Annotated in this window: 23 protein-coding genes; all 23 read right to left on the bottom strand. The window is 70.5% G+C overall.

Annotated features, from left to right (window positions below; genetic code table 11):
* Positions 1–24: 24 nt before the first annotated feature.
* Positions 25–423 (bottom strand): hypothetical protein, encoded by a 399-nt coding sequence (locus ABTY40_RS21100; RefSeq protein WP_352060945.1) that lies wholly within the window; start codon positions 421–423, stop codon positions 25–27.
* Positions 423–749, bottom strand: coding sequence for an HK97 gp10 family phage protein (locus ABTY40_RS21095; RefSeq protein WP_352060944.1), 327 nt, complete (start codon positions 747–749; stop codon positions 423–425). Before ABTY40_RS21095 ends, ABTY40_RS21100 begins: the two co-directional genes overlap by 1 nt.
* Before the next feature lie 15 nt (positions 750–764).
* Positions 765–1,127, bottom strand: coding sequence for a hypothetical protein (locus tag ABTY40_RS21090; protein ID WP_352060943.1), 363 nt, complete (start codon positions 1,125–1,127; stop codon positions 765–767).
* The gene (locus tag ABTY40_RS21085) at positions 1,127–1,546 is read right to left on the bottom strand and encodes a hypothetical protein (protein ID WP_352060942.1); all 420 of its coding nucleotides are present in this window, start codon (positions 1,544–1,546) and stop codon (positions 1,127–1,129) included. Before ABTY40_RS21085 ends, ABTY40_RS21090 begins: the two co-directional genes overlap by 1 nt.
* 13 nt (positions 1,547–1,559) lie before the next feature.
* Positions 1,560–2,549 carry a glycosyltransferase family 4 protein gene (locus tag ABTY40_RS21080; protein ID WP_352060941.1) on the bottom strand — a complete coding sequence of 330 codons (990 nt, stop codon included), beginning with the start codon at positions 2,547–2,549 and terminating at the stop codon, positions 1,560–1,562.
* Between the two features lie 29 nt (positions 2,550–2,578).
* Positions 2,579–3,535 carry a phage major capsid protein gene (locus ABTY40_RS21075; protein ID WP_352060940.1) on the bottom strand — a complete coding sequence of 319 codons (957 nt, stop codon included), beginning with the start codon at positions 3,533–3,535 and terminating at the stop codon, positions 2,579–2,581.
* Between the two features lie 13 nt (positions 3,536–3,548).
* Positions 3,549–4,136, bottom strand: coding sequence for a hypothetical protein (locus ABTY40_RS21070; protein ID WP_352060939.1), 588 nt, complete (start codon positions 4,134–4,136; stop codon positions 3,549–3,551).
* Positions 4,137–4,192: 56 nt separating this feature from the next.
* Positions 4,193–4,963, bottom strand: a complete 771-nt coding sequence (locus ABTY40_RS21065) for a VG15 protein (RefSeq protein ID WP_352060938.1) — start codon at positions 4,961–4,963, stop codon at positions 4,193–4,195.
* Positions 4,944–6,377 (bottom strand): phage portal protein, encoded by a 1,434-nt coding sequence (locus ABTY40_RS21060; RefSeq protein ID WP_352060937.1) that lies wholly within the window; start codon positions 6,375–6,377, stop codon positions 4,944–4,946. Before ABTY40_RS21060 ends, ABTY40_RS21065 begins: the two co-directional genes overlap by 20 nt.
* Positions 6,374–8,104 carry a terminase large subunit domain-containing protein gene (locus tag ABTY40_RS21055; RefSeq protein WP_352060936.1) on the bottom strand — a complete coding sequence of 577 codons (1,731 nt, stop codon included), beginning with the start codon at positions 8,102–8,104 and terminating at the stop codon, positions 6,374–6,376. The genes ABTY40_RS21060 and ABTY40_RS21055 overlap by 4 nt, the downstream gene beginning before the upstream one ends.
* Positions 8,097–8,534, bottom strand: a complete 438-nt coding sequence (locus ABTY40_RS21050; protein WP_352060935.1) for a phage terminase small subunit — start codon at positions 8,532–8,534, stop codon at positions 8,097–8,099. Before ABTY40_RS21050 ends, ABTY40_RS21055 begins: the two co-directional genes overlap by 8 nt.
* A gap of 226 nt (positions 8,535–8,760) precedes the next feature.
* Positions 8,761–8,928, bottom strand: coding sequence for a hypothetical protein (locus ABTY40_RS21045; RefSeq protein WP_352060934.1), 168 nt, complete (start codon positions 8,926–8,928; stop codon positions 8,761–8,763).
* A gap of 196 nt (positions 8,929–9,124) precedes the next feature.
* Positions 9,125–9,343, bottom strand: a complete 219-nt coding sequence (locus tag ABTY40_RS21040; RefSeq protein ID WP_352060933.1) for a hypothetical protein — start codon at positions 9,341–9,343, stop codon at positions 9,125–9,127.
* 401 nt (positions 9,344–9,744) lie between these two features.
* Positions 9,745–9,951, bottom strand: a complete 207-nt coding sequence (locus tag ABTY40_RS21035) for a hypothetical protein (RefSeq protein ID WP_352060932.1) — start codon at positions 9,949–9,951, stop codon at positions 9,745–9,747.
* On the bottom strand, positions 9,944–10,261 hold the full coding sequence (locus ABTY40_RS21030) for a hypothetical protein (RefSeq protein ID WP_352060931.1): 318 nt from the start codon (positions 10,259–10,261) through the stop codon (positions 9,944–9,946). The genes ABTY40_RS21035 and ABTY40_RS21030 overlap by 8 nt, the downstream gene beginning before the upstream one ends.
* Entirely contained in the window at positions 10,258–10,872 is a 615-nt protein-coding gene (locus ABTY40_RS21025) for a hypothetical protein (RefSeq protein ID WP_352060930.1), read from the bottom strand. The genes ABTY40_RS21030 and ABTY40_RS21025 overlap by 4 nt, the downstream gene beginning before the upstream one ends.
* 17 nt (positions 10,873–10,889) lie before the next feature.
* On the bottom strand, positions 10,890–11,153 hold the full coding sequence (locus ABTY40_RS21020; protein ID WP_352060929.1) for a hypothetical protein: 264 nt from the start codon (positions 11,151–11,153) through the stop codon (positions 10,890–10,892).
* Between the two features lie 459 nt (positions 11,154–11,612).
* Positions 11,613–11,960, bottom strand: coding sequence for a DUF6221 family protein (locus ABTY40_RS21015; protein ID WP_352060928.1), 348 nt, complete (start codon positions 11,958–11,960; stop codon positions 11,613–11,615).
* An 8-nt stretch (positions 11,961–11,968) separates the two neighbouring features.
* Positions 11,969–12,283 carry a hypothetical protein gene (locus ABTY40_RS21010; protein WP_352060927.1) on the bottom strand — a complete coding sequence of 105 codons (315 nt, stop codon included), beginning with the start codon at positions 12,281–12,283 and terminating at the stop codon, positions 11,969–11,971.
* A 29-nt stretch (positions 12,284–12,312) separates the two neighbouring features.
* The gene (locus tag ABTY40_RS21005) at positions 12,313–12,597 is read right to left on the bottom strand and encodes a hypothetical protein (protein WP_352060926.1); all 285 of its coding nucleotides are present in this window, start codon (positions 12,595–12,597) and stop codon (positions 12,313–12,315) included.
* A gap of 10 nt (positions 12,598–12,607) precedes the next feature.
* Positions 12,608–13,180: a DUF6197 family protein gene (locus tag ABTY40_RS21000; protein ID WP_352060925.1), complete on the bottom strand. Its 573-nt coding sequence runs from the start codon at positions 13,178–13,180 to the stop codon at positions 12,608–12,610.
* 74 nt (positions 13,181–13,254) lie between these two features.
* Positions 13,255–13,632 (bottom strand): hypothetical protein, encoded by a 378-nt coding sequence (locus ABTY40_RS20995; protein ID WP_352060924.1) that lies wholly within the window; start codon positions 13,630–13,632, stop codon positions 13,255–13,257.
* Complete coding sequence (locus ABTY40_RS20990) at positions 13,629–14,021, bottom strand: hypothetical protein (protein WP_352060923.1); 393 nt, start codon at positions 14,019–14,021, stop codon at positions 13,629–13,631. The genes ABTY40_RS20995 and ABTY40_RS20990 overlap by 4 nt, the downstream gene beginning before the upstream one ends.
* Between the last annotated feature and the right edge of the window lie 81 nt (positions 14,022–14,102).

The following is a 14,102-nucleotide window of genomic DNA, read 5'->3' as shown; positions in this document are numbered from 1 at the left end:
GGGGCGGCGCGGGCCCGCGGCCGGTCAGGCCGGGTGGCTGTAGATCTGGTAGGTGGCCCCGACACGGCGCAGGGCCGTGTTCTCGTAAGGGCGGACGGCGGGCGGCGGCGACGACGTGACCCGCCCGAAGACGGCCGTGCCGGTGTGGGTGCCGGGCAGCTCGGTCAGGAGCCAGCCCCGGATCTGCGCGGCCAGGGCGGTCGCGGCGCCCCGGGTGGAGTGGTAGACGTCGATGTCCACCAGGGCCCGGTCCAGGCGGAATCCGTCATCGCCGCCGGCCGGGAGCCGCTGCACTTGCACGGTGGGCAGCTCCTCCAGCAGCCGGTTGTCCAGCTCGTCCCGGACGATTACGCCAGGCCCCGTCTTGGCCTGAAGCCACTGGATCAGCTCCAACTCGATGTCGACACTGCCGACCGCGGCCATCAGCGGCCCCCCGCCTGCGCGGCCCGCAGCAGGACATGGTGCGCGGGCACCCGCTCGGTGCCGTACTCGACATGCGCCCCGTGCGGGGCGGTGTTGCCCACGACGGCGATCGCCCGGTCCCGGCGCCGGCCGCCACGCCGGACCGGCTGCACGAAGAAGCTGCTCTTGTACAGGCCGCGGTGCGGGTCCCCCGGGCCGCCGACCGGGGCGATGGACTCGGCGACGTTCTTGATGACCTCGCCGCGGCGCACCATCTCGGCGAGCATCATGTCGCTGCGCAGCAGCTGCCCGACTCCGCGCCGGGACATTCTGAACCGTGCGGCCACGAGGCGCTCCTTCCTTCAGCCGGTGACGCGGTCGGCGGCGAACTGCACCGGGCCTGGGGTGCCGGTGAACACGTTCCGGCCCCAGTCGCCGGGCTCGCCGGTGATCTCACACAGCACGCCGCGGATACGGACCTGGTCGGTGGTGGTCCAGTCGGTGCCGGGCGGGGCGTACACGGTCCAGCCGACGATGACCGTGTCCCGGCCCTGCTGCTCGTCCCCGCCCACGGGCGGGGTCGACTGCCGGGGCGTGACCACGCACCCGGCGATCGTGGTCTCGATGAGCGGTCCGGGTATCGGCTGGCCGCGCGCATCGCGCCCCGGGGACGGGCCCCGGCGCAGCCTGACGACTTCCTCGCCGAACGGGTACGGGCCGGGCATCAGTACCACCGCCCCCAGCCCGGCTCGTAAGGCTCGCCCGGGGCGGAGGGCCCGTCGGCGGGCCAGGTCGGCGCCGGTGTGGCGCCCGCGGGGGTCGGGTCGACTGTGAACGCCCCACCGCGCCCGGCCAGCGCCTTCAGCGCCGCCTTGTCCGACTTCGTGAGGTACAGGCCTCCCGACCCGGCCGGCCGTTGCACCGTCTGCGGGCCGATCGTCTCGTAGGTGACCTGCTGCGGATTGACGTAGGCCCGGCCGGCGACCGACAGCACCACCGCGGTGGCCTGCTCGGGCAGCGGCTTGACCACCGACTCCGCCAGCGCGACCGCCTGCCCGATGAGCAGGTCGGCCCGCGCGCCCTGAATCTCGGCGAGCCCGAGGTAGAGCGCCAGTTCCTCGGCCGTGGGAGGGACGAACACCATGCGGATCCCCTCCTCACGGGGCCAGGGCCTCCACGGCCTTACACCAGGCCGCCAGGTCGGGCGCCGGGTCCAGTTCCGCCGACCGGTCCTTCGCCCGCTTCGACGCCAGCCGGTACGTCGCCGGGTCGGACAGCAGCTTGCGCAGGACCGCCTCGTAGCCGTCGACGTCGGACCGGTCGACGAAGATCCCGCCCTCGCCGAGGGACTCGCACAGCCCGGGGGTGGGGTGTGCGACGACCGGGATGCCGGAGGCGAGCGCCTCCACTCCTGCCCGGCCCCACGACTCGTAGGCGGACGGCATCAGCAGCACCCGGGTCCGGGCGTACACCTGCTCGCGCATCTCGTGGCCGCACAGGTGCGGCACAACTTCGACGTTCGGCAGGTCCGGGACGATCTGCTCGCCGTAGGCGCCGGTCACCGCGAGAAAGTCGACATCCGGCATGCGGCGGGCGAGCTTGTGGAAGATCTCCCCGCCCTTCTCCGCGTTGAGGTTGACCAGCGTCACCCGGTCACCGGGCTTCGTCCGGTAGTCCTCGGCGTACACCGGTGGCCGCACCACGATCTCGGCCGCGGGCCGGACAGCCCTGGGGTACTCGGCGAAGAACAGCTCCGCCTCCCGGGCCATCCACTGCGAGTTGTAGACCGCGAGCGCGGTGTCCCCGGCCGCCATCTGCCGGAACGACTGCGGGAAGGTGTTGTGGGCGATCACCGCCAGCGGCTTACCGTGCCCCCGCCCGAGCGCCCCGGCCGAAGGGACGTTCTCCAGGTGGGAGACGACCACATCGGCCTGCCGCAGCGCGGCGCCCGCGTCCAGCCGGGCCTCCAGCGGAACCACCTGGACGCCGTCAAGGTCGTAGGCCTCCCGGTCGCCGGTGTACCGCGACAGCCACACCTGCACGTGATGCCCGCGCTCGACCAGGGCCCGCAGCATGCTGTGGGCCATCCACTCAGCGCCGGCGTTGTGGCGCGGCGGGTAGCCGTGCAGCCGGGCGACGATCCGCATCGGCGCCCGGCCACCCTCCACGCCCGGCATCAGGAAGCGCCGCCCGCACCGACGTACTTCACGAACGCCTCCGCATCGCCCAGGACGAACCCGAAGTACGCCTCCACCAGAAGCAGCACCAGGTTCTCCTGGAACGCGGAGTGGACGGTGCCGTCCTCGTCGACATAGGTGGCCTCGGTAGACGTCTTGATGGTGATGTCCATGCCGACGCCGTAGGCGCACTGCGACCAGTCGCCGCCGATGGCCCGCAGGCCGGAGTCAGCCGAGGTGGACTGGCGCCGGTACTTCCCGGAGATGCCCGACCCGTAGGCCAGCGGCTCACCGAGGAGAGTGCCCGCGCCGGCCGCGCCGCTGCCCGGCTCCGTGGAGTCCACGAAGATCGGACGCCCGGAGGTGTCGGTGGCCAGGAGGAGCTGCGGCTTGAGGCGCTTGTCGGCGACGAACCCGTTGAAATCCCAGTCGTCCTCAGTGACGTCGGCCATGCCCTTGACGAGGTCGGCGTAGATGCCGCCCTTGGACTGGGCGGCCGTGCCCAGGGTGACGCTCTTGGTCGTCATCGCCAGGTAGTCGGAGAACGGGCCGGTGGCGCCCTTCATGGTCTTACCGTGGATGGCCGCGGTGTCGAAGGCGCGGGCGATCGCGGTGGGCAGGTCCTGCGCGAGCTGCTGGTAGAGGCCGGCCGCGTTGGTGCGGGCGACCTCTTCCGAGACCGCCACGAGGGTGGCGACCTTCTTGCCCTGCATGGTCTTCACGCCGATGCCGCCCGAGGAGATCGGCTTGCGGCCGCCCTCGGAGACCCAGTCGGCCGTCGGAACGTCGAGCGGGACGGGGATCTCGGTGTTGGCGGTCATGGCCAGCGGCACGCGACGCGCCAGCCGCATCACGGTCGACTGCTCGGTGGCCTTCGCGAAGATCGGACCGGAGATCGTCTTCGGGAGCAGGGAGTTGGGGATACCGGACAGAGTGACCGGCGGGGTTGCGGGCATGTTCTACCTCGTCTCAGCGCCTGTCGAGCAGGCCATTCAGGAAGCCGGCGAACTCGGCCTCAGGGGTGTTGGGGGTTCGGTTGCCGTTGCCTGACGAGCCCTGTGTGCGGTCCGGGCGCGGCGAGCGCGGCCCAGCCTCGGGCTTGGCCCAGTGGGGCTTGCGCTGCAGGAGCTCGTCGAGGTCCGCCTTGATGGCCTCGGCGTCGATGACGCCGTCCTCGTCCACGTAGGCGGTGAGGTCCAGCGCGCCGGCGGCGTCCTCCGGGTCGGCGAAGGTCCGTGCGGCGAGCGCCTCGACCTTCGCGGCGACCGCGGCCCGGGCCGCCTTCGCGGTGCGCTCCTGAGCGGCGGTCAACTGCTCGGCGAGCCGCTGCTGCTCCGTCTTCTGCGCGTCCTCCAGCTCCTGCGCCTTGCGGGCGAGGGGCTCCAGCTCCTTCAGGCGCTTGCGCAGGTTCTCCGCCTCAGAGTTCTTCTTCCGCAGCGCGGCCTCGGCCCGCTTCCGGTCGAAGGGCTCCTCCTCGGTGCCGTCCACCTCCGGGGCGGCCTCCGACTCCAGCGGCTGCTCGGCGAGCTGCTCGGTCTGCTCGGTCTCTTCAGGCATGGCGAGTTCGCCCTCCAGGGGCTGAGAAGGGCCGCCTCCAGGGCAGCCGTGGGGATTTACAGGGCGGGCAGGTGCCCGTGTTCGGCGAGAGCGCGCCGGAACCGGCGCAGCTGGTCGCCCGAGTGGGGCGCCGCGAACTCGCGGTAGAGCCGCTCCCACTCGCGTGCGTGGTCGGACAGCTCGAACCGCTGCCCTCGGAACACCGGGACCACACCGCAGTGGCAGTTGTCGTGGGCCCGGAAGTCGGCGGTGTCCTGCTTGAAGACGGCGCCGCGGATGGCGAGCATCTTGCAGAACGAGCAGGCGCCCAGGGCCGCCGAGCGGGCCCAGGCGGTGGCCTGCCGGTCCTGCCGGACGGCCTCCCGCACGGTGTCGCGGCCCTGGTCGGCCACGAGCTTCTGCGCGACCGCCTCGGCCTTCTTCTCCGCCTGCGTCAGGCGGACGTCCATCGGCTGCCGCTGGGCCGGGGTCGTGGCCGGATCGTCCGGATCCCGCGGCCACAAGTCCTTCGCCGCCCACCGCAGACTGCTCTCGACCCGCTCCTGCGGCGGCGGGGCGGCCAGCGGCACCGTGAACCGGCCGGTCACCCGGGCGGCGATCCGCTCGGCCTCGTAGTAGTCCGCGGCCAGCGCGGACGACGCCGCCCCGTACTGGTCAACCAGCGCCCGGACCGCGGCGATCCAGTCCGGGACCGTGGCCCCGAGCCGGGACGGGATGATGATGCGCCGCAGGCCCCGCATGTCGCGCGCCACCAGCCGGGTCAGCGCCCGCTGGGCCTGCCGCTGCCGGACCACGGCAGGCCCGCCGTCAGAGACCCTCGTCGCCATCGTTCAGCTCCGGTTCCGGATCGGTGGTCTCCTCGCCGCCCGCGGCAACCAGCGACGCCAGCATGCGGCGGCCCTGCGCCCGGCGCCGCTCGACCGCCACCCGGCGCCGCTGGTCCTCGGTCAGGCCCGCCATCTCCAGCGCGACCTCCGAGTCGGCGGGCAGCATGCCGGCACCGACCAGCTTCACGGCCGCGTCGGTCTGGGCCGCGAGCGTCGGCGTCGCCGGGTTCCGCCACACCGTCTCAATCCGGCGCGACGGGTCCGGCGCCTCACCGTCCCGGATCCACAGCGCGAGCCGCATCACCGCCCGGTGCGCTGCCCCGAACCGGCGGATCCGGCGTTCGGCCTTCTTTACCAGGGCGCCCTCGGCCGACCGGATCGCATCCGCCGAGGCCGGGTTGTCGCTGGTGTAGCCGAGCATGTGCGGCGGCACCGACAGTTGCGAGGACATGATCCGCGCGTACAGGTCGATGATCTTCGTCTGCCCGGACGGGTCATGGGCCGTGAACGCGCCCACCTGCGGCACGTTGCCGTCCTCGTCCCGCTCCAGCGCCAGGACCCGGCCGATGTACGTCTCCCAGGCCGACTTCGCGTTGCCCTCGGCATCCTGGAACGCCGACTCCGACGCCCCGAGGATGTACCGCGCGGGCGCGCCGAAGAACTCCGCCGCCACCTCGATACCCATCAACCGCCGGCACGCCGCGTCCGTGATGGACATGACCTCCGGGGTGATCTCCGACCGGCCGACGCGGTCCCCGGTCCGCTGCCGGTTCGCCAGCCGCACCACCGTCACCACACCGAGGCGGTGCATGTCCCGGTCGAGGACCTCCCACCCGCTCGCCGTCTGCTTCGCATGGATCGTCTGGTCCGGCAGGTACAGCGTCACCAGCCGCTCGTCCGGCTCGAGCCCGAAATCGAAGCGGTCCTGGCACTCCCGCAGGGCGTACCGCGGCTTCCGCAGCCGGGCATCCCACGACAGGGTCATATCCAGCGGCGACTCGTAGGTGATGATCGGCGGCGCGTCATCGTCGTCCGCCGACCCCACCGTCACGTACTCGCGGCCGTAGGTCAGAGCGTCCAGATGCGCGAGACTCGACTCGTCGTACAGATCGTTCGCCTCGGCGATCTCCTCCAGCTCCGAGGCATCCGAACCGTCCGCCCACCGAAACGCCTCCAGGTCCAGACGCTGCTCCAACGCCTCCACACCGATCCGCGGCCACCCGATGACCGTGTGCAGGCCCTTGAGCTGCGGCGGGATGGAGATGCCGAGGTCACGGATGATCTGCTCGCCGTTGAAGTAGGCATCCAGCAGCTGCAGCCGAGTCCGCTGCGCCAGCAGATCCGTCTGCAGCACAGTCAGAACCTGAAGTTCGTCGTCGGACAGCCCCAGCAGGGGCAGGGTGGGGATCGTCACCGCAGCACCACCACCCTTCCCTTGCCGCGCGCCGTGGAGCGCTTCGCCCACGTCGGGCTGTTCAGGACCATGCGCCGCAGCATCCGCGCCCCGATCGCGCACACCGCCAGGTCGACCTTCCGGGCGCTCTCGCGGTGCTCCTTGCCGATCGTGTAACCCCACCGGTTCGTACGGCGGCGCGCGTTGCCGATGTGCCGCCGCAGCTCCCGGCTCCCGTCGTGCGACAACTGCCGCTCCAGCACGTCCCGGTAGAACCGGTCCACGGCCTCGGTGAAAACCTGCTGATTCCGGGAGTCGCGCATGTCCCACAGGACCGCGTGCGCCCGCGGGCCGGACGTCACGGCCTTCAGCTTCAACCGCTTGCCGTACCGCTGGGCCCAGGAGTCGATGTAGCCGTCCCAGTACCGTTCGCCGTCCGCGTCGTCCTGTCCGGCGCCGGGGTCCGCGAAGAACGCCAGAGGCTTGTAGCGCGCGAAGATCTGCTCGACCACGCCGTCCACCTCCTCGCGGGGCACCCGCCACGGCCGGTCCTCGGGCCAGCCCGCCGGCCGCTGCCACACACCGAGCTGCACGACGTGCCCGTCGGACAGGCGGCAGCCGACCAGGCCGGTCGCGTCGTCACTCTTGGAGCCGTCGAAGAACAGGGCGATCTCGTCGCCGTCCGCGAGGGAGATGCCCTCGTGCGGACAGGCGTCCCACTCGTACGGCGCGAGGTAGGCGTCCTCGGCCGCCGTGATCTGGTTAAACCAGAACCGCCGGGACCGCGAGGGCGGGTTGCGGACGTCGAGGATCGACGCCTTCAGCCGCTCGATGTCCAGCCACACCGAGTCACCCCGGACCGCCTTCAGCGTCGGCTCGATCCACTCCTCCGTCAGCAGGGCCTCCGGCGGCGCCTCGAGCGAGTCGTAGAACAGGCCCGTATCCGCCGCCCGGCCGGCCTGCGCCGCCTCGTACGCCTCCCTCGTCCGCTCCGCCACCGAGTCCTCGCCCGGCTCGTAGGCGTTGGTGTTCGCCAGCGTCCGGGACTGCCCGTCCGCGCTCTTGGTGGCGTTACGCTCGATGACCGCGGCCATCTCGTGCCCCTGGTTCGACTCCACCCAGTGGTGCGTCTCGCCTAGGTTCACGGCGGTCGGCCGGCCGCCCTCCAGGCCGCGCGGCGAGCTCGTCACCGCTTCGATCCGGGCCCGGCCCTTGTCGGCGTAGATGATCTCCTTGCCGAGGTCGATCCGGTACTCCTCGATCGCCCGCGGCGTGAAGATGCTCGGGAACAGCGTCATCGTGTTCCGGGTCTGGTCCTGCGACACCGCCGCGATCTGCACCCAGGCCGCCGGATGCTGCACCCCGAGCGGCTGCCCGGGCGGGACACCCCACTCGTTGCCCTCATCGGCGACCTCACCGAACCGGCACGGCCCGACGAACTCGAACGCCGACCAAGTGGCCACGAGCGGATCCTTGCCCCAGCCCTTCAACCTCTGAATCACGCCGTCCCGCCACAGGAACCGGTTCGTCACCGGGTCCATGGCGTACCACCACAACGTCAGCCGCGCCTGCTCGGCGGTGTAACGCCACGGAGCGCCGACGTAGTGCTGCAGGTACGTGGCGGTCCACGCCAGCGCGTGCCACCCCAGGGTGTACTCCGGCAGCAGGAACCGCCCGTCCGGGCCGCGCTTCCACGTCGGCCCGAGCGTGAACGGAGTGACGACCTCGGGGACCTCTCCCTCAGCCACCGATCGAAGCGCGGTAGTCGGCGATGGCCGTCACGGACGCCGGCGCCTGCACGGCGACCGGGCGCCGCTGCAGCTCGATCCGAGCCCGCCGCCGGTCCCCCTCGGTCGTCAGCAGGCTGCCCATGACCGAGTTCAGCGCGGCAACCAGCTGGCCGTTCGGCGCCTTGTCCGAGTTCAGCAGCCGCGACATCAGCTCAGCGGCATACCGGGCCGTCGCCCAGTCGGACGCCTCATAGAACTGGGCCTGCCCGGAGTCCTGCAGGGACAGGTACCAGTCGGTGGCGATCAAGTGCCACTCGGGATCGGGGTCGGGCAGTGCCGGCACGACGGCTGCGCCGGCCGGGGCCTTCACGTGCGAGTGCTTCTCCTGCTTCGACCGGTGCCCCATGCGTTCCTCGGAACGCTTCGGGATCGGGCCTCGAGCGCCCATGACGACCTCCAGGGTCTGGTGCGGGTAGGCGCGGCCTCCAGGGCCACTCATGACGGCCCGCTCAGACCTCCAGGGGTCCTCAGCGAGCTTCGGCGGGGCGCTGCGGGCGCCTTGGAAACCCGGGCGGGATGTCAGGTGCTATACGGCCCCGATCGGGGAGATGGGCGGGGAGGGGGGTATCCCCCCACCCCTGCGGCGGCCGGGGCCGGCCGGGCGGGCTGGGTGGTCAGGTGGTCTCGTGGGTCCAGTGATGGGCCCAGAGGTCGGTGTAGTCGGGGTCGACGACGAGCTGGAGGACGTGGTCACGGCTGGTGGTGCTGCGCGTCTCCAGGGTGATCGGTACTGCGGTGCCGCAGTCCGGGCAGTGGACGTGCACTGTGGTGGCTGCTGCCACTGTTCCCCCTTGCCTGCGTGTCGTGCCTGCTCACCGTGTGCCTGGTGGCTGCCTCGTCCCTGGTCCCCTCGGGTGCGTGTGCTCGTCGGCCTTCGCGGTCGGCTCGTTCGCTTCTCGCGTTGGCCTGCGCGTCAGGGACCTGACGCTGCCGGCCGTCTCTCCTCCCGCGCGGGCGGGGGCGCAGGGGAGCCGCTGGCTACGCCTGCTGTGCGGGCTGCTGCTCCAGGTCGTGGTCTTGGTCTGGGTCGATGCGTCTGATGTAGGCGCCTTGCCCGGCTGGGATGGCGAGGCACACACCACCCTGGTCGGTGAACAGGGCCCAGCCGTTGTCGAAGGTGAGCTTGAGGTCGCTGTCCTCGATGAGGATGTCTTCACGCCGTTGTTCGACTGGGTGCTGGATGAGGTATGCGGGCATGGTCACCGCCTGCCGGGGTGGGGCTCGGAGGGGCGGGTGCGTCCGGGCCGGGGGTTGGCACGCTGGGCGGCGTTGCCTTCGCGGCTGGACTTCTGATCATGGCAGGGGCCGCAAACTCCCTGGAGTTGCGACGGCCGGTCATCATCAGTTTTGGGCTTGATGTGGTCACAGTGGGTGGCTGGGCGAACTGAGCACAGTACGCAAGTGACATCCCTGGCTAGCACCTCGGCGCGGATAGCAGCCCAGTTCCGGGGAAGTCTGGCTCGCCTGTCTGACCCGCGCCATCCACCTGACATGTCCGCCCCCCTACGAAGCCTCTTCCAGGGAGGCGGAAGCCAACAGATGCGGTCAACGGGCGTCCGAGAGTGGGTCAACTCCACCAAGACATTGGCGAGTTCGGCTCACTCCTCGGGGCTGCGTTCGGTGTCGCTGTTGAGGGCCCATCCGCTGAAGCCGGCGCGTTGCCCGCCGGGTGTGCTGGCGACCACTGCGGCGTAGAGCCGGGTGGCGGTGTCTTCGGCGCGCGGGAGGGGGTCGCCGCTACTGCCGGTGATCTCGACGGTGACCTCGCGTACCCCGTCGCTGATCTTCACGGTGGCGTCAGGCACGGGGAGTCCCGGCGTCGTCGTGATCGCCTCGGTACTTGGCGAGAGCTTCGTGGACGCGGGTTTCGCTGCTGTCGTTGGAGTCCGACCATTCGACGGCTCGCCACACGTCGGTGAGGCGACGGAGTCGGGCTTCGGCGCGGGTTTCCCACAGGCGGAGCAGGAGGAGGAGTTCTTCGGTTTCGCGGGCGGCGTCTTGGGCGTAGCCGAGCCCGGCGAGCCGCTTGGCCATCTCATCGAGGTCGTGTCGCTTGGACAGGAGGTCTTCGAGGTCGAGGGCGGCGCACAGGTAGTTGTAGCTACCGCCACTCACTGCTGTTTCTGCCTGTCGTCGAGTGCTCGGAGGGTGGCGCACTGGTCGTAGAGGACGGGTGGGCTGTCGGTGGTCTGGCCGGGGAAGTCGTAGTCGGAGCATTCCCAGCAGATGACCTGTCCTCGATGCTCGACCGGCCGGTGCAGGTTATTGACCCGTTCGATGGCTTTAGCCAGTGTGCCCCGCTGCTTGCGCAGTCCGGAGGCGGCGTTGTGGATGTCGTCCCAGTCGCGGAGTCGGTCCACGCCGAGGGCGTCGGTCAAACTTGCTCTGCGCTCCAGTTCGATGGCGTAGCGCTTCTCCATGAACGCCTTGAGCTTTTCCTCGGCCTGGATTGCCCGCTCGTCGGCTCGCTGCGGCTCGGCTTGTTCCTCGGCTTCGCCGTCGCGGAGGTAGACGCTGGTGTCGTTGGCGGGGATGTCGATGGTGTCTTCGAAGACGAGGACGGCGCGGGCCCCGATCCGCTCCAGGAGGTCGTCGGGGGTGCCGAGGTCGCGACGGAGTGCGTCGAAGCCAGTCTCGTCGGTGGGCATCTGGTCGATGACGAGGATGAACGGGGGCCGGTCGTCGTTGACGCCTTCGGGGAGTTCGAGGATCTGCAGACGGGCCATGGCGCGGGCTCCTGGGGTCAGAAGGGGTAGCGTTCGACGGTGAGTTCCGTTCCGTCTTCAGTGCGTTCGACAGCAGTGACAGTGCCGTGAGAAAGGACGTGGTGGCCGTCCTTATCGGTGATCAGTACTGCGTGCCCGATGAGCGGATCGGCAGTGGGTTCGGCCCGCCACGTGCACCCGCAGGTTCGGCCGTAGATGAGCAGCCGGCCGCAGTTCTTGGGGCACCGGAGTGCCTCGTATGCGGGGTTGCCGAGCCGGTAGCTTTTGGGAAGGTCAGCCATGTCGTGGGCACCTCCGCGGGCTTGTTGTTCTGCGGGTACGGCGAAGGCCCGACCGGGTGGCGGCCGGGGCTTATGCGGCGTGGGCTGTTGGGGCGGGGGCCAGGATGCCGCCGACTTGGGTTACTTCTCCGGTCCACTCGTCGCGTTGTGCGGGGGTGAATTCGTGGACGTCGTAGCGGACTCGTCCTCGGCCGGCGCCGTAGCGGGTGACGCGGCCTTCGGCTCCCCATCGGCGGATGGTGGATGCTGGCCGGCCGGTGTAGTAGGCGATGGTTTCGTCGTCTACGAGGGCGGGGGGCATGGTCACCTCCGCGGGAACGCGAAAGGCCGCCCATCACAGGCGGCCTTCGGGAGTCACAAAGTGTCCAGCGAAGCACACCTTACGCTCAGACCTAGGGTCGTTGCAAGCTTCAACTTTCGGACGGGGAGCCAGTCGTTTCCGTCAGGGGCTGTGGACGGTCACGGCTGCCACGTGTCCTGGTAATCAGGGTGCCCAGCGTAGGGCAGGGCGAGAAGGCGGAGCGTGGCGCAGGGGTACCTCTGCGGGCTGCTGCCTCCGAGGACCGGGTAGCCCCACTGAGGGGTGATGCAGGTGCCGCACGAGCCGTCGTTCACGTCGTGGTGCTCGTCAACCAGGCGCCGCTTGGCGTCGACCTCGGCCCGGAACCGGTCGGCACCCATGAGCACCGTGGTCCCTTGCTGCGTACTGATGGCGTGGGCGCGGGCGCGAATGGGGTTCCGGGCTTCACCGAGGGATCGGGCGTCTTCGTCGAGGCGGGCGCGGAGGAACTGCACGAGGTCGTCCATGCGCTCCATCATCCCTGCGTCGGATAGCAGTCCGGGAAGGCGTGGAACACGCAGTTCGGCTCCACGCCATCCTCATCCTCAAAGGCGTACCCGGCAGCGATGAGAGCGTTCTGCAACCGGTAGGCCAGTCGGCGAGCCTCGTTCCACTGGTCGTACTTGTCCTGGCTGGTGAACTTAGCGGTGACGGTGACCCGGGCCGCATCGTTGTAGACGGGCGACGGCTCGACGAAGAAGCCGGTGCTTTCGAAGTACCGAATCGGCTCCGCAGCAGCTTCGTAGCCCGCTGCGGCGAGGTCGGCGCGGGTGCGGTCGGCGATGCTCATGCCGTCCATCATCCCTTCTTCGGCGCCTTTCACTGGATGTCCTTGAGCGCCTGCTGGAGTGCACGTTCGGCGTTGCGGAGGGCTCGGGTCCGGTGGTGGCCGCGGCTGGCGTGTGCGTCGGTGAGGTGGTCGGTGGCGGTGTCGAGGTGGTTGGCCATCTGCTGCTGCTGGCCGGTCCGGTGGAGGATCTCGGCGGCGTCCCCCACGAGGTGGATGAGGTCGCGTTCGGTGGTGACGGGCTTCATGCCGCGGCCGGGGTGGATGAGGGCGGCGAGTCGGGCCTTGTACTTGTCGGCGAGCTTGTCGAAGGTCATTGGGCTCCTGTCAGTGGGTGGTGGCGGCGCGGAGGAGGTGGAGGACTTCGTCGAGGGTTCGACCACGGCGGTCGTTCCAGCGGTGGTAGGGCTCGGTGATGCCGCGGGCGGTGAGGACGGCTTGGATGCGGGCGCCGGCATCGCGGGCGGTGTGTTCGTCGCCGTAGCCGAGTCGGTAGAGGACGGCTTGGGCGCCGAGGATGCAGCGGCGGCCGGTGCGGGAGCGGAGGGCGCCACGGTGCCAGCCGTATTGCTGGATGACGAGCATGGTGAGTTCGAGGTGTTGGGTGACGGTGATGGGGCGGCCGGCGCCGTGGAGGCGGCGGGCGGGCGTGATGGCGAGGGCCCAGTCGGGGAGGATGCGCCACAGCCGGTGGGGGACGGTGAGCTCGGGCGTTGCGACCGGGGGTTCGTTGGTGGGGGTGTGGAGGGCTTCGGCGACGAGCTGGGCCGTGGTCTTCGTGACGAGCGGGTGCGCGGTACGGGGGACGTGGGCGGCGAGGTACCGCTCGATGTCGGCGATGAGGGCGGTGGCGTCGACCGCGGTGTCGGGTCGGAGGGCGGGGGTGGCGGTCGCGGCCATGTCGCGGTTCTCCTTCGGGGTGTTGGGGTGGGGCCGGGCGCCTGCTGTGGGGCGCCCGGCTGACGGGGGAGGGGTCAGCGGCGAGAGAGGAATCGCTGACGACGCGCCTGGGCCCCGGTGAACTCCTGGGTGACGCCGGCTTCGAAGTCGGCGAAGTCGCCGTAGGCGTCGCTGCGGACGGGGGCGGCACGGTTGGGCATTCCTGCCGGGCGCTGGCCGAACACCTCGCGTGCGCTGGCGAGGAGCTGGGTGAGGCTCGTCTTGGCGCCGGTGGTGGGGCACTGAACCATTCGCACGCCGGGTTCGAAGGCGAGCTCTTTGATGACGACCCACTCGGAATAGGTCTGGCCGCGGTCGGTGTGGGTGTTGATGACGTACAGGTGGGTGTCGGGCTTGGCGTCGCGGCAGAGGGCCTTCTTGTCGCCGCGGGTGGCCTTGTAGCTGTACTTCATGTCGGGGTCCTTTCGGTGGGTGGCTGGGTGGTGATGGCGCCGCAGCGCGCGAGGAGTTGGTGGAGGGGGATGCGGGGGCCGGTGTCGGGTGGGTGGCCGACGGGGGTGAGGAGGGGGCTTTTGGTGAGGGCTGCGGTGTCGCTGGTGACGATCCATTCGCGGGTGTGGCCGTCGTGGTCGGCGTAGAGGTGGTCGCCGGGCTGGATGGTCTGGGTGAGGGCGGTGTAGTCGGCTCGGGTGGGGTGGTAGGTGGTGCGGGGGCTGTCCGTTGTGGGCTCCTTCCAGATCGGGATGTTCTTCGCATATGGGGTGTGACGGGGCCTGGTGCGGCCCGTGACGTTGCAGGTCAGGGCGTTGCGGGTGGGTGTGACGGGGGTGTGACGCGTCACGGCCTGAATGGGGTTGTCACGGCCCCGTCACGGGGGGCGTCACGGCCGTGACCTGCGGCGTCACACCCGCCAGATGCCACT

The sequence above is a fragment of the Streptomyces sp. NPDC126503 genome, assembly GCF_040302405.1.
GTDB lineage: Bacteria > Actinomycetota > Actinomycetes > Streptomycetales > Streptomycetaceae > Streptomyces > Streptomyces gulbargensis.
This window is presented reverse-complemented; position numbering and strand designations above follow the sequence as displayed.

What these genes read in the sequence shown, in the direction of transcription:
- ABTY40_RS21025 (WP_352060930.1), bottom strand. Translation starts at nt 10,872, where the DNA reads ATGGCCCGTCTGCAGATCCTCGAACTCCCCGAAGGCGTCAACGACGAC.
- ABTY40_RS21020 (WP_352060929.1), bottom strand. Translation starts at nt 11,153, where the DNA reads ATGGCTGACCTTCCCAAAAGCTACCGGCTCGGCAACCCCGCATACGAG.
- ABTY40_RS21085 (WP_352060942.1), bottom strand. Translation starts at nt 1,546, where the DNA reads ATGGTGTTCGTCCCTCCCACGGCCGAGGAACTGGCGCTCTACCTCGGG.
- ABTY40_RS21080 (WP_352060941.1), bottom strand. Translation starts at nt 2,549, where the DNA reads ATGCGGATCGTCGCCCGGCTGCACGGCTACCCGCCGCGCCACAACGCC.
- ABTY40_RS21070 (WP_352060939.1), bottom strand. Translation starts at nt 4,136, where the DNA reads ATGCCTGAAGAGACCGAGCAGACCGAGCAGCTCGCCGAGCAGCCGCTG.
- ABTY40_RS21000 (WP_352060925.1), bottom strand. Translation starts at nt 13,180, where the DNA reads ATGGCCGCGACCGCCACCCCCGCCCTCCGACCCGACACCGCGGTCGAC.
- ABTY40_RS21005 (WP_352060926.1), bottom strand. Translation starts at nt 12,597, where the DNA reads ATGACCTTCGACAAGCTCGCCGACAAGTACAAGGCCCGACTCGCCGCC.
- ABTY40_RS20995 (WP_352060924.1), bottom strand. Translation starts at nt 13,632, where the DNA reads ATGAAGTACAGCTACAAGGCCACCCGCGGCGACAAGAAGGCCCTCTGC.
- ABTY40_RS21065 (WP_352060938.1), bottom strand. Translation starts at nt 4,963, where the DNA reads ATGGCGACGAGGGTCTCTGACGGCGGGCCTGCCGTGGTCCGGCAGCGG.
- ABTY40_RS21075 (WP_352060940.1), bottom strand. Translation starts at nt 3,535, where the DNA reads ATGCCCGCAACCCCGCCGGTCACTCTGTCCGGTATCCCCAACTCCCTG.
- ABTY40_RS21050 (WP_352060935.1), bottom strand. Translation starts at nt 8,534, where the DNA reads ATGGGCGCTCGAGGCCCGATCCCGAAGCGTTCCGAGGAACGCATGGGG.
- ABTY40_RS21040 (WP_352060933.1), bottom strand. Translation starts at nt 9,343, where the DNA reads ATGCCCGCATACCTCATCCAGCACCCAGTCGAACAACGGCGTGAAGAC.
- ABTY40_RS21100 (WP_352060945.1), bottom strand. Translation starts at nt 423, where the DNA reads ATGGCCGCGGTCGGCAGTGTCGACATCGAGTTGGAGCTGATCCAGTGG.
- ABTY40_RS21015 (WP_352060928.1), bottom strand. Translation starts at nt 11,960, where the DNA reads ATGGACGACCTCGTGCAGTTCCTCCGCGCCCGCCTCGACGAAGACGCC.
- ABTY40_RS21010 (WP_352060927.1), bottom strand. Translation starts at nt 12,283, where the DNA reads ATGAGCATCGCCGACCGCACCCGCGCCGACCTCGCCGCAGCGGGCTAC.
- ABTY40_RS21090 (WP_352060943.1), bottom strand. Translation starts at nt 1,127, where the DNA reads ATGCCCGGCCCGTACCCGTTCGGCGAGGAAGTCGTCAGGCTGCGCCGG.